This is a genomic window from Myxococcus xanthus (genome assembly GCF_006402735.1).
GTDB lineage: Bacteria > Myxococcota > Myxococcia > Myxococcales > Myxococcaceae > Myxococcus > Myxococcus xanthus_A.
Window position 1 is genome coordinate 9,235,994 of record NZ_CP017174.1, and the last position, 22,718, is coordinate 9,258,711.

Consider the following 22,718-nt stretch of genomic DNA (forward strand, 5'->3'; position numbering starts at 1 on the left):
GCCGCGCCTCAGTCCGCCAGCGGCATGCCCCAGTCCGGCTGGCCGCGCTCGCCCTTCACCCAGCGGTACACCTCCAGCACCTGCTCCGCCTTCGCCTTCCAGGTGAAGTACTTGAAGATGCGCTCCCGGGCGCGCTCGCCCATGGGGCGGATGACGGAAGGGTCCGCCGCCAGCTTCGTCAGCACCTCGCGCACGCGCTGCACGATTTCCTCCGGCGTCCCCATCTGGATGGCGAAGCCGGTGGCCGGGCTCACGATTTCCCCCGGGCCGCCGTAGTCCATGACGATGGGCACCAGCCCCAGCGCCATGGCCTCGCACACCACCGCGCCGCCGAACTCGCGCACGCTGGGGAAGCCGAAGATGTGGTTCTTCGCCAGCCGGCCCTGGAGCTCCTGGTGCTTCACCCAGCCGGCGAAGGTGACGCCGGACTCGATGCCCTCGCGCGCCGCCTGGGCCCGGAGGTTGGCCATCTCCTGGCCATCACCGATGTACTCCAGCACCACCTTACCCTCGCGGATGAGCGGCGCGGCGGCCTCCATCAGCATGGCCATGCCCTTGTACGGCACGAAGCGGCCCACGAAGGCCACGCGCAGGGGCAGCTCCACCGGGCCCTCCGACTTCTCCGTGCCGAAGCGCCGGGTGTCGATGGCGTTCTCCGGCACGTACACCGTCTTGCCCTGCCACTGCCCCGACACCTGCCCCCGCGTGGCGCGCGAGCCGGTGATGATGGCGGACGCGTTCTCCCGCGTGGACTTGTAGAAGGGCATCAGCTTGTAGACGTCACGGATGTAGCTCAGCCACTCCTTCTCCCGCCGCCGCGCGCCGCCAAAGCCCTTGGGCCAGGGCAGGCCACCGTTGAGCGGCCCCATGACGAAGGGCACGCCCGCCTTCTTGCACCGCGCCGCCAGCGTGCTGGGCGTGGTGGGGCTGATGGGCGTGTAGCGGTGCACCAGGTCGAACTCACCCGCCTCGATGCGCGGGCCAAAGCGGCGCCAGAGCACCTCCTCGAAGTAGTAGTAGGGCAGCGCGCTCAGCGCGGTGGCCGTCGTCCAGCCCACCCCCGTCTTCCCCCGCAGCACCTCGCCCACCTTGTCGAGCGGCTTCTCCACCGGCGTGGAGTCCAGCGCGGTGAACTGCGAGCCCTCCTGCACGCCCTGCTTGAGGATGTTCTCCCGGTTGCGGACGTGGGTGACCAGGTGCACGTCCGCCACCTCGGCCAGAGCGCGGTAGAGCGACCAGCCTTCGAGAGGGACACTCACCCAGTCGGGGTTGCACAGCTCGGCAATCAGGAGGACGCGTGGGCGGGGAGCAGGCATACGTGCCACTCCATCTATCCCAACCCGCTCTCCGGATGTAGCCTCCTCCGGGTCTCGATGTACGCACCCGACCGGCCGCCCTACCTGCGCTACGGCGCACTGCTTGCCTTCCTGGTGCTGGCCACCGTGGGCGGCGCCGTCATCCACCCCGTGGTCGCATTGGCCCCCGTGCTGTGCCTGGGGGTGGTGTGGGTCATCCTGAAGGTGCCGGTGAAGTACCCGGTGCTGGTGGTGACCTGGCTCGTCCTGGCGGTGGACTACGTGCCAGAGCGGCCCCAGTCCGGTCTGTGGCCCTCACCGCTCCACCCGCTGGGCGAACTGATGTTCGCGCAGCTCAGCTACATCACCAAAATCGGGGCGCTGCGCTTCCCGCTGGTGGACGTGCTCATCGTCGGGTTGATGGGGCTGGCGATGTACCGGCGGGTGACGAAGTCCACCATCGACCCGGAACCGCTGCCCATGCCCCGGCCGCTCATCGCCGTGGTGGCGCTGTCCCTGGTCGCCATCCTCTGGATGGAGGTGCGCGGCATCGCCCGGGGCGGAGACATCAAGAACTCGCTGTGGCAATGGCACCAGGCCGCGATGATGCCCTTCATCGTGGCGATGTATCACTACGCCATGCGGGGCCCGGAGGACTGGCCCGCCTTCGCGAAGACCATCATCCTGGCGGGCCTCACCAAGTCCGCGGTGAGCACCTACTTCGCCATGGTGGTGGTGCACGAGCTGGGCGTGGAGGTGGAGTACACCACGTCCCACTCCGACTCGATGACGTTCGTCTTCGCCCTGCTGGTGGCGACGCTGCGCTTCGTCGAGAAGCCCAAGTCCGCGCACATGCTGCGCGGTCTGGCCATCATCGCCTTCATTGGCATTGGCATGATTTTCAACGACCGGCGCCTGGCCTATGTCAGCTTCGCCGGCTGCCTGCTGGCGGCCTTCCTCATCAACCCGTGGACGCCGCTGAAGCGGTTCCTGGTGCGGACGCTGCCGTTCTTCGCGCCCTTCGTCGTCGTGTACATCGCGGCGGGGTGGAACTCCGGCTCGTCCGTCTTCGCGCCAGTGCAGACCATCCGCTCGCTGATTGACGGCCAGGGCGGCGAAGGCAACCTGGACTACCGCGACATCGAGAACCTGGACATGATCGCGACGTGGGCCCAGTTCCCCATCCTGGGCACCGGCTACGGGCACGAGTTCCTGGAGCCCATCCCACTGCCGGACATCGCCTTCGTCTTCCCCCAGTACCGCTTCCACCCGCACAACTCACTGCTGGGGTTGTTCGCGTTCGGGGGGATGCTGGGCTACACGGGCGTGTGGATGTACCTGGCCGTCACCATCTATCTGGTGGTGCGCTCGTATCACCGCACCGACGTATCGGAGTACCGCGCCGCCGCGCTCATCATCGTGGGGCTGGTGGCCACGTACATCAATCAGGTGTTCGGGGACATGGGCATCATCTCGTACATCTGCACGTTCCAGATATCGCTGGCCGTGGCCATGACGGGGAAGCTCGCCGTGCACACCGGCGCATGGCCCATGCCTCACAGCCGGCTGCTGGGCCCCGCGCCCGCGGCGCCCGTGCCACCACCGGGCGCCATCACCTATCCCAACGAGGACGCCCCGCCTCCCGCCGCGAGCCAGCGCTGAGCCCGGCGGCTACAGCAGGGTGCCCCGGAGGATGAGCTCCGCCGTGGTGAAGTAGATGACCAGCCCGCTGACGTCCACCAGCGTGGCCACGAAGGGCGCGGACGCGCTCGCGGGGTCGAAGCCGAGCCGCCGCAGCAGGAACGGCAGCATCGACCCCGCCAGGGTCCCCCACGTCACCACGCCCAGCACCGCCAGCCCCACCGTGAGGGCCACCCGGAAAGCGTGCTCGCCGTAGAGGTGGAACAGCACCTGCCAGAGCAGGATGCGCGCCACGCCCACCGAGCCCAGCACCAGCCCCAATGACAGGCCGGACAGCAGCTCCCGCCGCAGCACGCGGCCCACGTCCCGCAGGCGCACCTGCGCCAGCGCCAGCGCGCGGATGACCAGCGTGGAGGCCTGACTGCCGGCGTTGCCTCCCGCGGAGATGATGAGCGGAACGAAGAGGCTGAGCACCACCGCGCGGGCAATCTCGTCCTGGTAGCGTGTCATTGCGGTGGCGGTGAGCATCTCCGACAGGAAGAGCACCAGCAGCCAGCCCGCGCGCTTCTTCAGCATGGCGGGCAGGCCCACCTCCAGGTACGGTGCCCCCAGGGCCTCCGTGCCACCCACCTTCTGGATGTCCTCGGTGGCCTCCGCCTGCACCACGCTGACGATGTCATCCACGGTGACGATGCCCTTCATCCGCCCCTGGTCGTCCACCACGGGGATGGCCCCCAGGCCGTACCGGGCGAAGAGGCGCCCCACCTCCTCCTGGTCCGTGTCCTCCCGCACGCGAACCAGGTCCGTGCGCATCACCTCCCGCACCGCCTTGTCCGGCGTGGCCTGGAAGAGCTGGCGCAAGGAGACCACGCCCTCCAGGCGCTGCGCCGCGTCCAGGACATAGGCGTAGTAGACGGTCTCCACCTGCTCGCGAGCCTGCCGGCGCAGGTAGCTGAGGGCCTCGTCGATGCGCAGCTCCGGCCGCACGCGGACGAAGCGCGGGTTCATCAGCCCACCCGCGGCGTCCTCGCCATACGCCAGCAGCGCCCGCACCTCGCGCAGGGACGGCGCGTCGAGCAGGGCCAGCCAGGCCTCCCGCGCCTCGGGAGGCAGCCGCCGCACGACGTCCGCCGCGTCGTCCGGCGCCAGCACCCGCAGCCACGTGCCCCGCTCCCCGGGCGAGAGCGCCTCGAGCAACCCCAGTTGCGAGGGAGGCTCCAGGGTGGCGAAGAAGTCCCGCGCGCGCTCGGGCGGCAGCAGGTGGAAGCCCTCCACCCGCTCTCGCGCAGACAGCGCCGGCCACGCGTCACGCAGCTCGTCTTCGTGGACCGGCTCGGCCTCGGGCTCCATCCGCCTCCCCCTCTTCCGCCAGCCAAGGCAGGCGGCCCGACGGCGTCATGGCGCGGGCTTGTCCGGCCCCACCGGCAACACGACGTGGAAGGTGCTGCCCGCGCCCTTGCTGCCAGGGGACTCCGCCCAGATGCGCCCGCCGTGGCGTTCGACGATGCCCCGCGCAATCGACAGGCCCAGACCCAGCCCGCCGTAGGAAATCCCGTGCGCGCGGATGAAGCGCTCGAAGATGTCCTCCAGCTTCTCGCCGGGAATGCCCAACCCGTGGTCCACCACCTCCACGTGCACGCGTCCCGCCTCTTCGCGGGCGGCGAGCCGGATGCGCCCGCCCTCCGGTGAGTAGCGCAGCGCGTTCGACACCAGGTTGGTGAACACCTGGTCCAGCCGCTCGCGGTCTCCCGGCACCACCAGTCCCTCGGGGGCGTCCAGCTCGATGTGCTGGCCTTCGGGCAGCGGCTCGAAGTGCTCGGCCACGTCGCGCAGCAGCGCGCCCACGTCCAGCGACTTCGGCTCCAGGGGCAGCTCGCCCCGCTGGATGCGCCCCACGTCGAGCAGGTTCTCCACCAGCTTCGCCATGCGATTCACGCTGCGGTGGATGCCGTGCAGCGCCTTGTCCACGCCCGGCGCCAGCGTGTCGCCCGCCTTCACCGAGGCCAGATGCGCATACCCCCGCGCGGCCTGCAGCGGCGTGCGCAGCTCGTGCGCCGCCATGGTGAGAAACATGTCCTTCGCTTCACTGGCCGCCCGCAGCGTCTCCACCGCCCGGCGCGCGTCGTCGATGTCCGTCGCCGTGGAGACCCAGCCGGCGAGCTGCCCCTGCTCGTCGCGCTCTGGAATCGTGCGCGTCAGGAACCAGCGGTACTCGCCATCCGCCCGCCGCAGCCGGCATTCCTGCTCCAGCGAGTGGCCCTTGCACTGGGCTTCCTGCCAGGCGTGCCGAAGGCTGGGAACGTCCTCCGGGTGCAGGCAGTACAGCGTGTCCTTCCACTTCCGCCCCTGCTCCGGCGACAGCCCCGCGTAGTCCAGCCAGCCCCGGTTGGCGTAGCCGATGGTGCCGTCCAGCAGCAGCTCCCAGACGAACTGGGGCATGGTGTCCACCAGCCGGCGGAAGCGCAGCTCGCCCTGCTGCTCCAGCATCCGGCGCTCGCGCGCCCACAACGCGGATTCGTGCCGCTGGAGCCGCTGCTGCTGGAGGTACAGCCCGACGAAGGCCTCCACCTTCCAGCGCAGCACATCCGGATGGAAGGGCTTCACCACGTAGTCCGCCGCGCCCACCGCGTAGCCCTGCACCAGGTGGGCCTCGTCGCGGCCGTGCGCGGTGAGGAAGATGATGGGCGTGTAGCGGGTGCGCTGGCGCTGGCGGATGAGGCGGGCCGTCTCGAAGCCGTCCACGCCGGGCATCTGCACGTCCAGCAGGATGACGGCGAACTCCTCCCGAAGCAGCCATCGCAGGGCCTCGGGACCTGAAGACGCCCTCACCAACCGTTGGCCCAGCGGCTCCAGGACGGCCTCCAACGCGAGCAGGTTGGCCGCGTTGTCGTCCACCAGCAGGACACTCGTGGCGAGCGGCTCCAGCCGGGTGGGCGCATGGAACGTGGGTTGCTCGGGCATTTTCACCCGCGATGACTCCCTTCGTGCCTGCCCCCTGGCGGTCATGCGCCGTGGGGGGATATGGCAACGGGTCCAACCCGCCGTGCCCGCGGGTCTCTGCCAGGCGGGCGAACCCAGCGCCCCCCGGTCAGGACGGCCCCATCATGGTGCCGTCCCAGGACTCCGACCAGTCCGCTGAAAGCCCGCACCGGGCCAGTGACGGCCCGGCAACACCTTCCAGCGCGGCGGGACCTCCTACCGTGTGGCCTGCTACACCACCGCCCGCTGGAGCATCTGCGCGAGCATGTCCGCGCTGCGCTCGCTGCTGAACGTCGTCTCCACCTTGCGGCGGCCCGCCTCACCCAGCCGGTGTGCCTCCTGGGGGTCGCGCGCCACGGTTTCCAGCCTGTCCGCCAGGGTGTGGGGCTGCTGCGGGGGCACGAGGATTCCGTCCACACCGTCATCCACCAACTCCGGCACCCCACCCGCGCCCGTCACCACCACGGGCACGCGCATGGCCATGGCCTCCATGATGGCCACGCCCAGCGGCTCCTGGAGGCTGGCCAGCGAGAAGATGTGCGCGCGCTCGATTTCACCGCGCACCGTGTCCTCGCTCACCGCGCCCAGCAACGTCACCGCGTCGCCCAGGCCCGTCTCCTGGATTTTGGCCTCCAGCACCTTGCGGTACGTGGTGCCGCCGGCCTCGTCCTCGCCCGCGATGGACAGCCGCGCGTCCAGCCCCTTCGCGCGCAACATCCCCACCGCGTCGATGAGGTCCGCGTGGCCCTTGCAGGGGTTGAGGCGGCCGCAGGAGAAGATGCGCAGCGGGCCTTCACCCGTCCACGCCGAGTAGGGCACGGAGCGGTTGAACTTGCGCAGCTCCACGCCCATGGGCGCCAGCTCGATGCGCGACGGCAGCGCGCCGGCCAGTTCGTCATTCACTTCCTTGAGCAGCTTCTTCGTAATCACGAAGGCGAACCGCGCGTGCCGCCACTTCTCGCGCTGGTTGGGGCCGTAGTCGTCCAGCGGCCCGTGCAGCGTCAGGCTGTAGGGCAACCCCGACAGGAGGTTCGCGAAGAGCGCCACGTGCGCGGCGTTGGCGCATGAATGGACGTGGACGTGCGTCCAGCCCCGCTCCCGCGCCAGCGACGCCAGCCGGCCACCCATGACGGCGAAGGCCAACAGCCGCGCGCGGCCCTTCGCGTCCAGCCCTTCCGCTCGGGCGATGGAGGCCAGGCACCGGGCCCAGCCCGTGGGCATGGCGCGGGCCACCTCCGCGGCGGCCTTGGCGACCCCCAGCGGCCCCGCAGGCGCCAGGTACTCCGTGCGCGACATGGCCTCGCGCGCCCAGCTGTGCGAGATGATGCGCGCGGGAGGCGGACGCGTGGACACCAGCTCCGGCGTCACGCCCTTCCCCTGCAGCGCCTGCAGCTCGCGCCAGAAGAAGATGTGAGTCTGTCCGGGGAACTCGGGAATCAAATAGCCAATCTTCTGCACAGTGGATGGCATAACACGCCTGCCTGCCCCTGCCACGGCGTGGGTAGGGGCGTACCCAGCCCGTCACACGCCCTTCACGCTCGCGGTGGGGAGGGCTTCGCGAGCCCCGCCGAGCCGCCTGGGGAGCGCGCGACGGAACGCCCGGTCCGGGAGGCGCTGACCGTCGCGCGTCACAGGCGCGCTCCGCGGCGGCCAGGCGGGCCGCCGCGCCCCGGACTGCCCGGAGAGGCCGTTGGGCCGACGCCACGCGTTGCGCTATACCGAGCCCCTCCCCATGGCAGCCGATTCCAGCGCACCTCCCGCCGACGCCACCTCGACCGACAGCGCCATTCCGTCCCCGGCGCTGCAACGGCTGTGGTTCGCCCTGGAGCGCCACGCGTGGAGCTTCCTCACGGTGGTGCCGGCCCACCCGGGGGCTCCGGCGCTGGAGGCCGCCACGGCCGTGCTGGAGGCGGGCGCGCCCTACGCCTATACGCAGAAAATCCACCTGGAAGACGCCACCAGCCTGTCGCCCACGGCCGCCGCGCAGAAGGTGCAGGAGCTGCGCGAGCGTGTGTCCCGGGGCGAGCGTGTCGTCGCCGTCATCGACTCGCTGATGACCCGTCCGGCCAGCCTGCCCCTGGCGCTGGCCGCCGACGGCTGCCTCCTCTGCGTCACCCTGGGCGAGACGGACTTCGGCGCCGCCAGCAAGACACTGGAGTTCGTGGGCCGCGAGCGCTTCCTCGGCAGCGTCACCTTTCCCCGGCTGACGAAGAAGCAGCGCCGGGCGTCTTCCCAGAAGAAGAAGGCATGAGCTCCACCTCCGCGCCCCGGCTCAGCGTCGTCATCGCCACGTACAACCGGCTGCCTCTCATCACCCGGCTGCTGTGGCAACTGGCGGGGCAGACGCTGCCGCCCGAGCAGTTCGAAGTCGTCGTGGTGGACGACGGCTCCAAGGAGCCCACCCGCGAGCCGCTGCAGGCCCTGGCCCTGCCCTACACCCTGCGCGTGGAGGTGCAGCAGAACGCGGGCGCCGCCGCCGCCCGGCACCGGGGCGTCATGGCCGCCCGGGGCGAAGTGGTGCTCGTCACGGATGACGACATGCAGGTGGCCCCGGACTTCCTGGAGCGGCACCTGGCCCACCACCCGGAGGGCTCGCGCACCGTGGTGCTGGGCCGCATCCGGCCGGACCCATCCATTGGCGACATGCCGCTGTTCGAGCGCTGGTACGCGTACCTCAACAACCGCATGGCCGAGGAGCTCTCCACGCCCGGCGCCCGCGCCCGCGGCGTCCACCTGTTCACCGGCAACGTGTCCTTCCCTCGCGCGGACTACGTGGGCGTGGGCGGCTTCGACAAGTCATTGGGACAGTCGGAGGACGTGGAGCTGGGCGTGCGGCTGGAGAAGGCCGGCTGCGCCTTCGTCTTCGCGCGTGACGCGTACGTGCTGCACGGCAGTGACCACGTGTCCTTCGAGCGCTGGCTGAAGCGCGCGCACCGCTACGGCATGTTCGACACGCAGGTGGCCCGGAAGCACCCGGACGTGCGTGACGTCAATCCGTGGCGGCTGCTCTTCCAGACCAATCCGCTCACCCGCCCGCTGCTGGCCGCCACCCTGGTGGCGCCGGACGCGTCACGCGTGCTGACGCGCGCGGTGATGCACGCCGCCAACGCCGCGGACAAGCTGGGCCTGGAGAAGGCCGCCTTCGCCGGCACCTCCGTGGTGTACGGGATGGAGTATCTGCGCGGCGCGCGCGGCGAGGCCGGCGGCTGGACGGGCATTGCCCGCGAGGTCGCTCGCTACCTGCAGGGCCGGGGGGAGTAGTCACACACCATGCTGAAGGCCAGGGAATCGATGATTGGCTCGCTCGTCACGGATGCGCTGGAGCTGGCGAAGGCCGCCAATGGCAGCTCGGACGCGAAGTCCATTGCCAAGGTGGTGCTGACCAGTGATTCGTACCGCATCACCGCGCTCAACCGCGCCCGCGAGGCCGCGCTGGCCTACCGCATCCCCCTGGTCAACCACGTGCTGCGCGTGGCGCAGACGGCGGTGATGGGGATTGAGATTGGCAAGGACGTCACGCTCGGCAAGGGCGTGTACTTCGTGCACAGCCTGGGCGTCGTCATCGGCGGCGACGCGCGCATTGGCGACCGCGTGCGATTCTACGGGAACAACACCGTGGGCACCGCGAAGGACAACGGCTATCCCGTCATCGAGGATGACGTCTGGATTGGCGCGGGGGCCCGCATCCTGGGACCGGTGCGCATCGGCGCGCGCTCGCGCATCGGCGCCAACGCGGTGGTGCTCCAGGACGTGCCGCCGGACAGCGTGGCCGTGGGGATTCCCGCCCGCATCTTCCCGCGCAAGGACACGGACGAAGTCGCGCTCTAGCGTGGTGGGGCGGGCGCCGCCCATGGAGGATGAAGTGATGCGTTCGCGGACGAAGGCTGGCGCCGCTGTACTGGCGGGTGCGCTGCTGGCCGGTGGCACCGTGACGGTGGCGCGGGCCGTCGGTGCGGAAGCGCCGGGAGCGAGCAGCGCGGCCACGGCAGCGCCGGGCACGAGCAACGCGGCGGATACAAGCGGCGCCGCGGCGACGACGTCAGGCACCAGCACGGAAAAGACCGTGCCGGTGATGCTGTACGACGGAGGCCTGGCCTCCAATTGGAAGGACCTCGGCTGGGCGCAGCGCGAGCTCCCCAAGGGCGCTCCGGCGCGCATGCGCCTGTTCAACTACGCTGGGTGGATTCTCTACCGGCCGAAGTTGGAGGGCACCTTCGGCGCGCTGTCGTTCCGGTTCAGCGCTCCGGAGTCCTTCGGCGAGTTCCTGGAGGTCCGCCTGGACGCCCCGGGCGCCGCCAGCTTCCCGCGCGTCCCCATCATCCCCGAGCTCCAGGTCCGCAAGGACGGCGAGTGGTCGGAAATCGTCATCCCCATGGAGCAGCTCAACCCGCGCGGCCAGCCGTTCGACCGCGTGGTGCTGCGCGCGTCCAAGAGCGTGGGCCGTGAATGGGTGCTGTTCGACAAGGTGGCGCTGGTGCCGCTGCCGCCCGAATTGGCCGCCGCGCTGGCCGCGGGGGGCGGACGCACGGGCCAGGGCAGTGGCCGCGAGGCGCCCATGACCATCGACTGCACCGCGCCGAGCCACCGCATCAGCCCGCTCATCTACGGCATCGCCTTCGACGGGTTGACGGAGAAGCGCGACAAGCACCAGTACGAGGTGGGCGCCACCACGCGCCGCTGGGGCGGCAACCCCACGTCCCGCTACAACTGGAAGCTGGGCGGCGCGTGGAACACCGCGAACGACTGGTTCTACCAGAACGTCGACATTGGCCTGAGCTACGACGACTTCCTGGAGTCCAACCGAAAGCACGGCATGACGTCCGCGCTGACGGTGCCCATCCTGGGCTGGGTGGCCAAGGACACGAAGTCGGTGGGCTTCCCCGTGTCGCGCTTCGGCCCGCAGCAGCAGGAGGACAACGGCTCGGGCAACGGGCTCGCCCGGGATGGCACGCCGCTGAAGCCCAGCTCGCCGTCCCTCACCAGCATGGAGGCCCCTCCGGAGTTCGTCGCCGAGTGGATCCGCGCCATCCGCAAGAAGGACCAGGAGCGGGGCCAGCGCAGCGTCCAGACGTACATCCTGGACAACGAGCCCATGCTCTGGAACTCCACGCACCGCGACGTGCACCCGGAGCCGCTGTCGTATGACGGGCTGCTGGAGCGCACGATTGCCTACGGCACGGTGGTGCGGAGGGAAGACCCGGAGGGCCTCATCGCGGGCCCGGCCGAGTGGGGCTGGACGAACTACCTGTGGTCCGCGGCGGACTTCACGCCGGGGAAGATGCCGCACGCCGACCGGCGCGCGCACGGCAACATGCCGCTGCTGCCCTGGTACCTGCGGCAGCTTCGCGAGCACGAGAAGAAGACGGGCGTGCGGCTGCTCGACATCGTGGACCTGCACTTCTATCCACAGACGAACGTCGGTGTCGGACTGGAAGGCAACACGGACCCCGCCACCAACGCGCGCCGCATCCGCTCCACGCGCGGGCTGTGGGACCCCACGTACAAGGACGAGTCCTGGATTGGCGAGCCCGTGCGCCTCATTCCGCGCATGAAGGAATGGATCGCCGACAACTACCCGGGCCTGCGCATCTCCATTGGTGAGTACAACTTCGGCGCCTTCCGGCACATGAGCGGCGGACTGGCCCAGGCCGAGACGCTGGGCCGCTTCGCGCAGGAGAACATCTACTCCGCCTACTTCTGGCAGTACCCCACCGAGGGCTCGCCGGTGTTCTGGGCGTTCCGCGCGTTCCGGAACTTCGACGGCAAGGGCAGCCACTTCCAGGACTGGTGGGTGCCCGCGAAGGCCGCCGAGGGCACCAGCGTGTTCGCCTCGCGCGACGAGGCGGGCGGCAAGCTGGTGGCGGTGGTGCTCAACTTCGACCCGGACCAGGCCGCTCAGGCGCAGATTCAACTCAAGGGCTGCGGGACACTCGACAGCGTGCGCGTGCTGGGCTACTCGGGCGCACCTGGGGGGTTCACCGAGCAGACTCCCGGTGCGAAGGCCGCGGGCTCCCTGACACAGCGGCTGCCGCCCTATTCCATGACCGTGCTCGACCTGACGGTGAAGAAGCCATGAGCTCCGCCGCGACGCCCGTCCCCCCACAGACCCCGTTCACCACTGGCCGAGCGCGCCTGAACATCGGCCAGCTCGCCATCGACCAGCTCACCTTCGAGGAGGCGGTGACGGAGATTGGCCGGCTGGTGGACTCGCGCCAGGGCGGCTACGTGTTCACCGCCAACGTGGACCACGTGGTGCTGGCCGAGGACAACACGCAGTTCCGCGAGGCGTACTCACGCGCCACGATTTCGGTGGTGGATGGCATGCCCATCGTCTGGGCCTCGCGCGCCATGGACGTGCCGCTGCCCGAGCGCATCGCCGGTTCGGACCTCATCCTCCCGCTGATGAAGCTGGGGGCGGAGCGCAAATGGCGCGTGTTCCTGCTGGGCGCGGGCCCCGGCGTGGCGGAGAAGGTGGGCCGCATCGTCGGCGAGCAGTACGGCGTGGAGGTGGTGGGCTGGGATTCGCCCATGGTGCGTGTGGACGGCGGCGACGCGCAGAACGACCCGATTGTCGCGAAGATTCGCGAGAAGGACCCGCACCTGCTGCTGGTGGCGCTGGGCAGCCCGAAGCAGGAGGTGTGGATTTCGCAGGTGACATCCAAGCTGGGCCCCACGGTGGCCATTGGCATTGGCGCGGGGCTGGACTTCATCGCCGGCACGGCGAAGCGCGCGCCTGTGTGGATTTCGCGGGCGGGCTTCGAATGGCTGTACCGCCTGGTGAACGAGCCCAAGCGCCTGTGGCGGCGGTACATCCTGAATGACTCCCGCTTCGCCACGATTCTGCTGCGCGAGTTCTGGCAGCGGACGGGCGCGAAGAAGCCGGAGTAGCCGCCCGCGTCACACGGGGGTGAACTTCATCCCCGTGGCCCCGGATTGCTCGAGGGCGACCTTGAGGTCCTCGGAGACGATGAGGGCAATGGGCCAGCCCCAGGTACGGAACACCTTGGCGCCGCCGACCTTCGTGGGGTCGATGCGCAGACCCGCGACGGAGCGATACTGGCCTAGCTTCTCTGGCCTTTCGTCCTCGGGCTTCCAGTACAGCACCTCTCGGGTTGCATGGTCGTCGATGCAGCGAATGAGCTGGGTGGCGACGAGGATGAGGTACTGGTCCGGTTGTCCCTGAAGGTCCACGGAGATGAGCTGCACGTCTCCTGGGGCCAGCTCCGCGAAGAGCGAGGCCACCTTGACGTGCACCACGGGCGTCACGCCAATGCCCGCTGTGCAGAAGTCCAGCCGCTTTCCAGGCGCCTCAACGGGAACGGTCAGACGAACGCTTGGGCTGTGGATGGGGCGACCGGCGGCGTACGCCCACGGGTCGTCTACCTCGTGCCCTTGCGCGTCCAAGGGGTCACCCAGGTCCCAATTTCCCGCTTGCCTGTCCTCGGTCAGCTTGAAGTAGCGGCTCGGCATGGCGAACGTTCTGCCTCATTTACCCCAGGTCAGGAGCCTGTTGATTTCAGTTCCTCGCGTTACAGCTTCTCTCGCCAGGCGCTGGAGCTCCGTCGTCAGGGCATGGCGGCACGCAGCCACCTGCCGGCAGCCCGCGGTCGCGGCCTGAAGCCGCTCGAATACCAGTTCATGGTACTCCTGTGGATGAGGCCCCTTGTGTCCCTGGACCTGGATGATGTTCTCGGGGTCCTTCAGTTCCATGCCGGCTCGCTTGAAGAGTCTCCTGAACTCCGGCGTCCACGGACCGCCTCGTGCAGCGGAGACCTCGTTCTTGTTCGTGGCGATGTGATGCTTCTGCGTGCGGCTCGCGCCGTCCGCGCCACCGGCCGTCATGGCCACGGCATGCGGCGCCAGCGCGACGGTGAAGCCATCGGCCGTCATCGCAACTGACTCCACGCTCCCGAGCGCCGCGTACCGGTAGCCCGCCTGCACCTCGACGTTCAGCGCCGCCTGTGAGGAGCCCGGCAGCCTGGGTGCTTTCGCCGCCAGTCCCGCCGTGTTCCCGATGGCCGCCGTGGCCAGCATGACGAAGATGCGCGCGGCGTTCTCTCCAAGCACCTCACCGTAAGCCTCACCCGCCTCGCTGAGCTGCGCGAAGGTCGTGGCCCGGTCCACCTGGCGCACCAGCAAAATCCACCCATCCAGCAAGCGCCACACCGTGTCTACACCGAGGTACGCAATCGCGGTCGCCGTCACGAGAGCGGCAACACCCTTGCTCACCGGCTCCGGCAAGGCCCACAGCAGCAGGTACATGCTGACGGACGCTGTCACCGTCGCCATCACGGCCTGAGGATCCGCCATGTCCCGCAGTGCCTCGGCCGTCTCGTCCCAGACCGAGTCCATGGCGATGGCCATCGCCAGCGTGTACTTCCCATCGCTGGCCAGCAGAGGGCCTTCATCCAGCAGTCGAAGGCAGTCACCCGGCTGCCGCTTCCGCGCGCACCATTGGCCGTAGTCGCGCGTCAGCGCCTCGTCCGCATAGGCCATCAACAGGCGCGGACCGTCTGGGCGTTCCTCCACGGGAATCAACCGCTGGCCTCGACGCTCGTACGCGTAGACCCCACTCCTGTCCGGTACACCGAAGCGCCGCCGCGCATCGCGCAGTGGATGCAGGGAGGGCCTCACATCCCGGGCCAATGACACCACGGTGTCCTCGAACGCATCGTCGTCCAGTTCCACGGAACTGGCGCCTTCCGCATCACGCGGTGCGTGCACGATGGGCGCAGCCTCTCCCGTGTCCAGACGCACCACACGCACCGTCGAGCACGCGGGCCCGATGAGTAGCAGCAAGACCATCCCAGGCAGCCGCATGGGCACCCCCGTGGCCTCGAGTCCATGCGAGGCGCCCCGTCAAACTAGCTCCCGGGCGTGACACAGCTCTGGCGAGTCACCTTTGACAACCCCACGGGATTCCACTGGGGCACGAACCAGGCCTACGTCCTCCTCCACCACGAGGACCTCGCCGCGAACCGACTGGAGCGCGCGGTGGTGACCTGGGCGAATGCCTGAGTGAATCTGGAAGCACGCTCACACGTCGGGCGAGTTCGACCTGCCAGCCAGGTTCTCCCGCTTACCCCGCCGAGCATGCGATACCTGACACCCATGTCCTCTTGGAACCGAGTGGCGGGAGCGCCGCCCTCGGCGCTGCTGCGGCACGCCTTGACCTCGCTGAAGCAACACTACGCCTGGGAGTACCGCGCCCTGGGCGAGTCCGAGGCCCTCCGGAGACTTCAAGAGGGACTCTCCACCGCGCACCGGCAGGGACTGGGAGAGACGCCGCAGGCCGTGCTGTTCGCGCTCGGCCAGGTGCTCGCGGATGCAGCCACGCCCGGCTACGACGCGACCTCCTGGGCCACCACGTGCCGGCGCTCCGCCCCCGGCCACGGCGTCGCCATGGGCCCCTGGAAGGGCGCGCTGACCATCCGCGACGCCCAGATGCAGGCCTTCGAAAATCCCGCGAAGCCCAGCGTCCAGGAGCGGCAGCTCGCGCACCTGCGACGCGTCTTCCCCGAACGGATGAGCACCCTCAGCCCCGCCGCCGCGCTCGCGCTCGTCGAGGCGGGTGCAGCCACCGCGCAGCGCCACGGCATCCAGGACCCGAAGAGCATCACCCTCCTCACCGACCTCGTCGTGGTGAAGGGCCCTGGCTTCGAGGACACCGCCGCCATGGCCTGGAGCGGCGCCATCCTGCGCTCGGCGTCGATTCCCTCCGAGGAGAAGGCCGGGATGATTCTCCGCATGCTGAAGCAGCAAGGCAGCGAGGTCCCCAATGCCACCAACCGCTGACTGGACCGACCGCGCGACCCAGGACGTCGCCAACGTGCCCCCGGATGCGGGCGCCCCCGTCATGCGCTGCCCCACCACCGCGGCCACCGTCGTGGTCCAGGTGTGGTGTCCTGAGAACGCACAGCTCATCGGCGACACGACCGTCCAGCTCAACGGCCCCACCGGACAGCAGGGCGCCACCGCCGTGGACTCGGGGGCCGTCACGTTCCGCCCGCTGCAAGCTGGCGCCTATTCGCTCCAGCTCACCCTCACGGGCGCGAACGCCAGGAACTTCCGCATCGACGCGCCTCCCGGCCCCTTCTCCCTGGCCGCGAGCGAGTCCAAGAGCATCATCGTCCCCGTCCGGTGCGTGATTCCCAAGGCCGTCGCCACCGTGAAGAGCCAGCCTCCGCTCCACGCCAAGGCCCAGGTGACATCCCGCTCGGGCGCCCCCCAGGACTCCGGCGCATCGCGAAGCCCCGCCTCCGCCACGGCCACCGTCACCTCGCGGCCTCCGAGCACCGCCAAGGCCACCTTCGCTGCGGAGCCCTCGGGCTCCGCCCAAGCCCGTGCCACATCCCAGCGCCCCAGCTCCGCCCGGGCCTCCTTTTCCCCTCAGCCCAAGCTCGACTGAGCCCATCCCGACAAGGAATTCCACATGCAATACGAGGTCTATGAGGGCGATCCGATCGACCTGGCCGGCGTCGAGACCGAGGAAGACGTCGAGTTCACCCTCCTCAACACGGATGGCAACGGCAAGGAAGAGAAGGCGACGGCCAAGAGCCACAAGCACACCTGCGGCAAGGTCCCCCCCGGGAAGGACCACTACGTCATCTCGTGGAAGTACAAGCTGCCGGCCCAGGAGGAGCTCCTCTCTGGCAAGGACACCTTCCGCGTCTGGCCCAAGCACCTGAAACTCGCCGTCCAGTTGAAGGAGGGCGCCAAGGGCTCGGTGGAGGGCTTCACCTTCTCCCTTGCGCAGGGTGAGAAGACCGAGAAGCCCACGGTGACGGGAGGCGCTTGGACCGGCCCGCTCGAAAAGAAGGCCTACCAACTCGAGGTCGTCTCCCCATGGAAGCTCGAGGAGAAGATTGCCTCCACGGAAGAGGCCGCGAGCTACACGCTCAAGGTCTCCCAGCTTCCGTGGACGGCGAAAATCATCTCGCACGCCGACGGCAGGGCCGAGGCCACCCCTTGGAAACAGTATGTGAACAGCCCCCTTCAGGACGGCACGGAGAACGGAAACATCATGCGGGTGGAGGTGGCACCGCATGACCGGACGCTCGGCTTGAAGGATCAGAAGCTCAGCGTGTGCGTCACCTTCAAGGCCACCAACAGCAAGCGGACCACGCCCCGTCCGGCGCTCATCCTCAACGGCGCGGAGCAGACCAGCACGGACCCGGGGGCTGCGCCGGGGACGGCGGACCTCGTCTACAAGGCCCAGCTCGCCCTGCCCGCGAATGGTGGCAGCTGCGTGTTCCACGTCCAGCTCGGCTACGCCGGCGGCGACAGCTGTCACATCCAGGTCGGCTTCGATGACGGCACGGGCGACGACGAACTCTGGGTCTGCAACTGGCGGCGGCTGGAGTCCGAGTTCGTCGTCCCCCACAGCGACTTGCGCCAGGGCTGGGACGAAATCGTCAACAACGACGACGTGGCCCCCAGGCCTCACGCGACCTTCAAGGCCGCCCTCAAGCGAATCCTCGACCCGCTGTTCATCGAGCTGAACTTCCCCGATGCCTTTTGCGCCGTCTACACGGCCGCCAACATCAATACCCTGCTGTCGGCGCGGGGGGGCGTGGATACCTTCATCATGCCGGGCGCGTACGTCCACCCCAGGCTCACCGCGGACAAGAACTGCACGTTCCTGCCCCCCACCGACCTGGATGCCCTCAGGGACCTCGTCCTCCACAATGCGCCGGCGGATCCTCGCCGGTTCATGCTCGTCTGGACGGACATGCTGCCCAAGACGCTGTCCGACGATGACGCGAACGTGGCCGCCGCGACGCCCGGCGAGTACGTGGCCGTGTTCGAGGCCAAGGACACCCCGGTGGAGCACTCGACAGCCAAAGGGCAGCTCACCGCCCTGCGCAACCCCGTGTGCACGAGCGCCGCGGACCTGTGGGGCGTGGAGAAGGTCTACTGGCGCATCACCGGCTTCCGCAAACAGGGCGACACCGAGTGGTTGGAGAAGGAGGTCATCTGGAAGGAGGACGAGCCAGGGCAAAGCGAACTCAACTCCCTCTGGAATTACTGGGAGGAGCCCACGGAGGTGCTTCCAACGACCGAGGCGGAAGCCTCGAAGTGGGTCGACTTCGTCTCCTCACAGAAGTTCAAGATCAAGCTGCCCAACACGGACCCCAATGACCCCGGGCAGTATCTGGACTGGAACGGCTACGAGCACCGAATCGTGGTCACCGTGGGGCTCCGTCACTTCCAGATGGGGGCGAACGCCAACGCCGTCCAGGGGAAGATAAGGATGACGCCGTGCATGGGCCTTGGCACCGCCGATGGCGTCGCGCGAACGCTGTGCCATGAGATGGGCCACAACCTGGGCCACGCTTACATCGAGAACAAAGGTGAAGCGACCGACAAGCGAGGCCGCCTCCCCAGGCATCAGATTCCAGGCATCCCGTTCGACGCCTTCATCCCCGCGGGCTTCTTCTATGCAGGCCGCGGCCACAAGGGCGCGCACTGTGCGCATGGATTGAAGGCCGCTGGAAAGAACCTGGGCGCCAGGAGCTTTGCCCCTGCCGACTTCCAGCTCGACACCAACTGCGTCCTCTTCGGCCAGGGTGACCAGACGAAGACGGTGCAGTTCAACTACTGCCCGGAGTGCACGCGCTACATCCGGGCCAGCGACGCGCTCGACATCACGACGAACTGGAAGGCCTAGTGGACATGGCACCGGGCATCTTCGAAATCGAGGGCCAGGACTACTGGACGGACCCGTTCAAGTTCAGCGCACGGGTGCTGCGCAAGTTCCTCCCCGAGGGACGCTATGGGCTGTTCCTGGACACGCCAGCGGAAGCGAACCTCGTGCGGATCGACCGCATCCCCCTGCTGGCGCTGTACGCGGCCAGGCAGCAGGAGATGCGCATCTACGACCCATGGAGCACCGGCCACCTCGTGGCCGTGCGGATGGAAGACCGGACGCTCGACATTACTCCGCTGTTCGAACCACCGGAGCAGCCGGGGCTGTTCGACCAGGACCCGCCGCCCTCCGAGCCCCCGGGCTCAGGCGCCCTGGCCGTCGTCGAGCAGACGGACGCGCTCCGCCTGGATGCCCTGCAACAGCCCGGGCACTACGTGCTGACGGCGCTGATGCTGGACCGCACGTCCAACCGCGTGCAGCTCCACATCACCCGCCCCACGCCTGGCGGATACCAGGACGAGGAGGTTGCTCGCTTTCTGGAGGCCATGCGTCAGCAGCCTCCACCGCCCGAGCCCGTGCGGTATGCCCCCGGCGAGGACGAGCGCCAGTTCAAGGCCCGACCGGACAGTCCTCCCGCGCCGGAGGCCCCGGGCATCGCCGTGCACGGTGAGCGGGTGTTCCTGTACGAGCAGGGCCGGCCCGCATGGATCCGCGGCACCTTCCAGGTGCCCGTGCTGGCCCACGAGCGGGTTCCGCCCAGGCCGGAGAAGGACGACGACGGCTACGGCGAGCCCCGCCCGGTGGCCATCGTCCCCGTCTTCCTGGTGGTGATTGGCAGTCGCACGGGCGAAGCCGAGGTGATTTCCCTCCGCGTCCCCTGCTTCCAGGACGCGCCCGTGGAAGCGGGGTCCCTGGTGACGGGGCACTTCGAATACGACCTCTTCCAGCACCCCGCCTTCACCGGGAAGGCCCAGACGAACTTCGTCTACGCCTTCTGTGGGGAAGCCATGAGCGGTCCCACGCGGATGGCCGTGGTGACGCGCGACATGCTGGAGTTGGGGGGCCGCCGCCGGCCGTAGGTCTCCACGCCCGGGCGGGTTCCTTTTCCGGAGCCCGCCCGAAAATGGTTTCGTCCATTTTCCCCGCCCCGGACGTTGGGCATTTCGTGGACCCTGCAGGCCCCTCCAGACGCGGCCCCTTGAGCGACGACACCTCGGCGGAGGCACGCCAGTGGCTTGCCCGGTTCCATGCCGGGGACGCCCGGGTCCTCAACGCCTGCTACCGGGACCACTTCGACACGGTGTACCGCTCCGCCGCTCGCGTCCTCCCGGCAGTGGACGCGGAGACCGTGGTTCACGACGTCTTCCTCCGGCTCGTGTCCGATGAGGCCGCGCGCCGCTCCTTCCAGGGTGGCTCCCTGGCGGGATGGCTGCACATTCTCTCCCACAACCTCGCTGTGGACCGGGTGCGCCGTCAGCGGCGTGAGTCGGACGCCCTGGCCCGGCTCGCCGTGGAGTCCTCAGTGTCCGAGGACCCCACCCCGCCCGAGCCCGGGCTCGACGCCAGCCTCCTGCTGGGGCGTTTCCGTCAGGAGTGCCTGCCCCCCAAGTGGGCCCCCGTCTTCGAGGCCCGCTTCGTGCGCCAGCTCAGTCAGCGCGAGGCTGCCACCGCCCTGCGCATGCGCCGCACCACCCTGGCCTACCAGGAGCTGCGCGTCCGCCAGCTCCTCAAGAAGTTCCTCCTCACCCCGGAGGCCCGATGAGCCCCTCCTGCGCCCTCCTCCCCCTCGTCGACCGTCACTTCTCCGGGCGAATCGCGCCTCTGGATGAACGGCGCATGCGCGAGCACCTCCCGGACTGCGCCCACTGCCGCGAACGCTATGAGCGCCAGCTCCTCCTCGCCCGGATGGACCCTTCCGCTCCGGATGCGCGGACACGGCTGGCCCGGGGATTGGGGCTCGGCGCGTCCGCGCTTCCACGGCCCGAGGGGCGCGCATCGGATGCGCGCGCCAACGCGCCGCACTGGTGGCACCTCGCGCTGGTTCCCGTGGCGGTGGCCTGCCTCACGATGCTCGTGGTCCGCCTGCCCTCCGCCGCCACCGACGACACGGGCTTCACCGCCCGGGGCGCGGGCAATGCGGCGGCCCAGGCGCGGCTGCTCGCCTACGCCGTGACGCCCGGTGGCCACACCACCCTGCTAGGCCCCACGCTGCGGCCCGAGCAGGAGCTGGCCTTCGCCTTCCGCAACCCCGACGCGCACCGCTTCCTCATGGTCTTCGCCCGGGACACCGCGGGCCGCGTCTACTGGTACCACCCGAGCTGGGCCGACCCGGCGAGCAACCCCTCGGCCATTCCCATCCCCGATGGGGACACCTTGCGCGAATTGCCCGAAGCCATCTCTCATCCGCTCGCGCCCGGGGCCCTCACCCTTCACGCCGTCTTCCTGGAGTCGCCGCTCACCGTGAGGCAGATGGAGTCGCTCGTGGAGCAGGGCGACCTCGACACAGTGCTCCCCGCCGGCGCGGATGTCACCTCGCTCCAACTCCAGGTCATCCCATGAGATTCGCCGTCCTGCTTTTCGCCCTGCTTCCGGTGGTGGCCACGGGGACCTCCATGACGGAGGCCATCCCGCCTCATCCGCGCACAGTGTCCTTGGAGGCCGCGACGCCGCCGCGCACCGCCTCCTTCGCGCTCATCATCGGCGTCAATCGCAGCCACGAGCCGGACCAGCCCGCGCTGCGCTTCGCGGATGACGATGCCGCGCGATACCTGGACCTGTTCCGCATGCTCGGCGCGCGCACGTACCTGCTCGCGCGCATGGACGACAACACGCGCCGACTGCACCCGCAGGCAGCCGCCGAGGCCCTGGACCCCAAGCACCCGGAGCTGGCCTCCTCCGTGAAGAAGCTGGGCGAGGACATCGCCTTGGCGCGCAGCCGTGGCGTGGAGACCGTGGCCTACGTCGTCTACGCGGGCCACGGCAACGTGCGCAACGGCGAGGGCTACGTCAGCCTGGAGGACGGTCCTCTCACCGGGCAGATGCTGTCCTCGGACGTGGTGGGGAAGCTCGGCGCCGACCGCGTCCACCTCATCGTCGACGCGTGCTACTCGTACTTCCTGGCCTACAGCCGTGGGCCTGGCGGACAGCGGCGTCCTCTGCCCGCGGGCTTCACGCGCGCAGTGGGCCTGGCGCTGGCGGACAACGTGGGCCTCCTGCTGTCCACCTCGTCCGCTCGCGAGAGCCATGAGTGGGAGGCCTTCGAGGCCGGCGTCTTCAACCACGAGGTGCGCTCCGGCCTCTTCGGCGCGGCGGATGCGGACGGTGACGGGCAAGTGAGCTACCGCGAAATCGCCGCCTTCGTGGAGCGCGCCAACGCGGCCATTCCGAACGAGCGCTTCCGCCCCCAGCTCCACGCTCGGCCGCCCAAGGGCTCCGAGCTGCTGGTGGACCTGCGCCCGGGGATGGAGCGGCGGCTCGAGGTCGACGGCACCCAGGGCGCGCACTACCTGCTGGAGGACGCCAACGGCGTGCGCCTGGCCGAGTTCCACAACGCCCCGGGCCAGTCCCTGCGCCTGCTGCGCCCGCCTCCGCGCGGCCCCGTCTTCCTGCGACGCATGGGTAACGAAGCGGAGTACCCGCTACCCACCGCGCCAGACGTCGTGCGCCTGGAGTCCCTGTCCGCCGAAGCGCCCCGCGTGGCGTCACGTGGCGCCGCGCACGCGTCCTTCCAGCACATCTTCACCCTGCCCTTCGGCAGCGACACCGTCGCGGGCTTCGAGTTCCGGGCGCCGCCACCCCTGACGCTGACGGAGGTCTCCGATACGGGGGGACGCTCCAGCCTCCGGAAGCAGCTCGGCTGGGGCGCGCTGGCGCTGGGCGTGGCCTCCGCGGGCGTGGGCATGTGGGCCACGATGGAGGCTCGCGACATCCGCGGCAGCATCTCACCCGGCCTGCCGCAGCAGGAGGCCGCCACGCGCAACCGCCGCATCCGCGCCTACAACACCGCCAGTGGCGTGCTCTACGGACTGGGCGGCGCGGCGGTGCTGAGCGGCGCGCTGCTGTTCCTGTGGCCGGACACGGACACGGTGCCACTGGCCACCCTGAGCTCGGATGGCGCGGCCCTGGGCCTTTCGGGCGCATTCTGATTCGTCCAA

Annotated in this window: 20 protein-coding genes; 14 read left to right on the forward strand and 6 right to left on the reverse strand. The window is 69.4% G+C overall.

Translation table 11 applies throughout. The annotated features are described in order from the left end of the window. Positions 1–8 precede the first annotated feature (8 nt). A complete protein-coding gene (gene epsH / locus BHS09_RS38160) occupies positions 9–1,316 on the reverse strand; it encodes an exopolysaccharide biosynthesis glycosyltransferase EpsH (RefSeq protein WP_140800531.1) in 1,308 nt (435 codons plus the stop codon). A gap of 57 nt (positions 1,317–1,373) precedes the next feature. On the opposite strand from epsH, the gene wzy reads away from it, so the two are divergent. Then, positions 1,374–2,957 carry an exopolysaccharide repeat unit polymerase gene (gene wzy, locus BHS09_RS38165; protein ID WP_174259023.1) on the forward strand — a complete coding sequence of 528 codons (1,584 nt, stop codon included), beginning with the start codon at positions 1,374–1,376 and terminating at the stop codon, positions 2,955–2,957. Positions 2,958–2,966: 9 nt separating this feature from the next. On the opposite strand, the gene mgtE is transcribed toward wzy, so the two are convergent. From mgtE to epsE, 3 genes are all read right to left on the reverse strand, one after another. Beyond that, positions 2,967–4,286: a magnesium transporter gene (gene mgtE, locus BHS09_RS38170; protein ID WP_140796221.1), complete on the reverse strand. Its 1,320-nt coding sequence runs from the start codon at positions 4,284–4,286 to the stop codon at positions 2,967–2,969. A gap of 45 nt (positions 4,287–4,331) precedes the next feature. Next, a complete protein-coding gene (gene epsF / locus BHS09_RS38175) occupies positions 4,332–5,897 on the reverse strand; it encodes a response regulator EpsF (RefSeq protein WP_140800532.1) in 1,566 nt (521 codons plus the stop codon). Between the two features lie 249 nt (positions 5,898–6,146). After that, entirely contained in the window at positions 6,147–7,385 is a 1,239-nt protein-coding gene (epsE, locus tag BHS09_RS38180; protein WP_140796223.1) for an exopolysaccharide biosynthesis GT4 family glycosyltransferase EpsE, read from the reverse strand. A gap of 262 nt (positions 7,386–7,647) precedes the next feature. Here epsE and BHS09_RS38185 point away from each other — a divergent pair, with 262 nt between their 5' ends. Genes BHS09_RS38185 through epsA form a run of 5 tightly spaced genes read left to right on the forward strand, consistent with a single transcriptional unit; the run spans position 7,648 to position 12,803 of the window. Beyond that, entirely contained in the window at positions 7,648–8,166 is a 519-nt protein-coding gene (locus tag BHS09_RS38185; RefSeq protein ID WP_237080086.1) for a hypothetical protein, read from the forward strand. Beyond that, positions 8,163–9,176, forward strand: a complete 1,014-nt coding sequence (gene epsD, locus BHS09_RS38190) for an exopolysaccharide biosynthesis glycosyltransferase EpsD (protein WP_140796225.1) — start codon at positions 8,163–8,165, stop codon at positions 9,174–9,176. Before BHS09_RS38185 ends, epsD begins: the two co-directional genes overlap by 4 nt. A gap of 9 nt (positions 9,177–9,185) precedes the next feature. After that, positions 9,186–9,743, forward strand: coding sequence for a serine O-acetyltransferase EpsC (gene epsC / locus BHS09_RS38195; RefSeq protein ID WP_140796226.1), 558 nt, complete (start codon positions 9,186–9,188; stop codon positions 9,741–9,743). 37 nt (positions 9,744–9,780) lie between these two features. Beyond that, positions 9,781–11,991: a GH44 family glycoside hydrolase EpsB gene (epsB, locus tag BHS09_RS38200; protein WP_140800534.1), complete on the forward strand. Its 2,211-nt coding sequence runs from the start codon at positions 9,781–9,783 to the stop codon at positions 11,989–11,991. Next, a complete protein-coding gene (epsA, locus tag BHS09_RS38205) occupies positions 11,988–12,803 on the forward strand; it encodes an exopolysaccharide biosynthesis glycosyltransferase EpsA (RefSeq protein WP_140800535.1) in 816 nt (271 codons plus the stop codon). Before epsB ends, epsA begins: the two co-directional genes overlap by 4 nt. A gap of 9 nt (positions 12,804–12,812) precedes the next feature. Here epsA and BHS09_RS38210 read toward each other — a convergent pair whose 3' ends face one another. Together BHS09_RS38210 and BHS09_RS38215 are read right to left on the reverse strand one after the other, a co-directional pair. Beyond that, positions 12,813–13,385 (reverse strand): imm11 family protein, encoded by a 573-nt coding sequence (locus BHS09_RS38210; RefSeq protein ID WP_140796229.1) that lies wholly within the window; start codon positions 13,383–13,385, stop codon positions 12,813–12,815. A gap of 15 nt (positions 13,386–13,400) precedes the next feature. Then, positions 13,401–14,735 carry an AHH domain-containing protein gene (locus BHS09_RS38215; protein ID WP_140800536.1) on the reverse strand — a complete coding sequence of 445 codons (1,335 nt, stop codon included), beginning with the start codon at positions 14,733–14,735 and terminating at the stop codon, positions 13,401–13,403. 57 nt (positions 14,736–14,792) lie between these two features. Here BHS09_RS38215 and BHS09_RS38715 point away from each other — a divergent pair, with 57 nt between their 5' ends. The 8 genes from BHS09_RS38715 (at position 14,793) to BHS09_RS38250 (ending at position 22,709) form a co-directional block, all read left to right on the forward strand. Further along, on the forward strand, positions 14,793–14,933 hold the full coding sequence (locus BHS09_RS38715) for a hypothetical protein (RefSeq protein WP_161605197.1): 141 nt from the start codon (positions 14,793–14,795) through the stop codon (positions 14,931–14,933). A 93-nt stretch (positions 14,934–15,026) separates the two neighbouring features. Beyond that, positions 15,027–15,710, forward strand: a complete 684-nt coding sequence (locus BHS09_RS38220; RefSeq protein WP_140800537.1) for a hypothetical protein — start codon at positions 15,027–15,029, stop codon at positions 15,708–15,710. Further along, positions 15,694–16,323, forward strand: a complete 630-nt coding sequence (locus tag BHS09_RS38225) for a hypothetical protein (RefSeq protein ID WP_140800538.1) — start codon at positions 15,694–15,696, stop codon at positions 16,321–16,323. Before BHS09_RS38220 ends, BHS09_RS38225 begins: the two co-directional genes overlap by 17 nt. A gap of 24 nt (positions 16,324–16,347) precedes the next feature. Beyond that, positions 16,348–18,585, forward strand: coding sequence for a hypothetical protein (locus BHS09_RS38230; RefSeq protein WP_140800539.1), 2,238 nt, complete (start codon positions 16,348–16,350; stop codon positions 18,583–18,585). Positions 18,586–18,590: 5 nt separating this feature from the next. Further along, positions 18,591–19,643, forward strand: a complete 1,053-nt coding sequence (locus BHS09_RS38235) for a hypothetical protein (RefSeq protein WP_140796235.1) — start codon at positions 18,591–18,593, stop codon at positions 19,641–19,643. A gap of 119 nt (positions 19,644–19,762) precedes the next feature. After that, entirely contained in the window at positions 19,763–20,326 is a 564-nt protein-coding gene (locus BHS09_RS38240; RefSeq protein ID WP_140800540.1) for an RNA polymerase sigma factor, read from the forward strand. 74 nt (positions 20,327–20,400) lie between these two features. Continuing rightward, complete coding sequence (locus BHS09_RS38245) at positions 20,401–21,123, forward strand: hypothetical protein (RefSeq protein ID WP_237080087.1); 723 nt, start codon at positions 20,401–20,403, stop codon at positions 21,121–21,123. After that, on the forward strand, positions 21,120–22,709 hold the full coding sequence (locus BHS09_RS38250; RefSeq protein WP_140796238.1) for a caspase family protein: 1,590 nt from the start codon (positions 21,120–21,122) through the stop codon (positions 22,707–22,709). The genes BHS09_RS38245 and BHS09_RS38250 overlap by 4 nt, the downstream gene beginning before the upstream one ends. Positions 22,710–22,718: the final 9 nt, after the last annotated feature.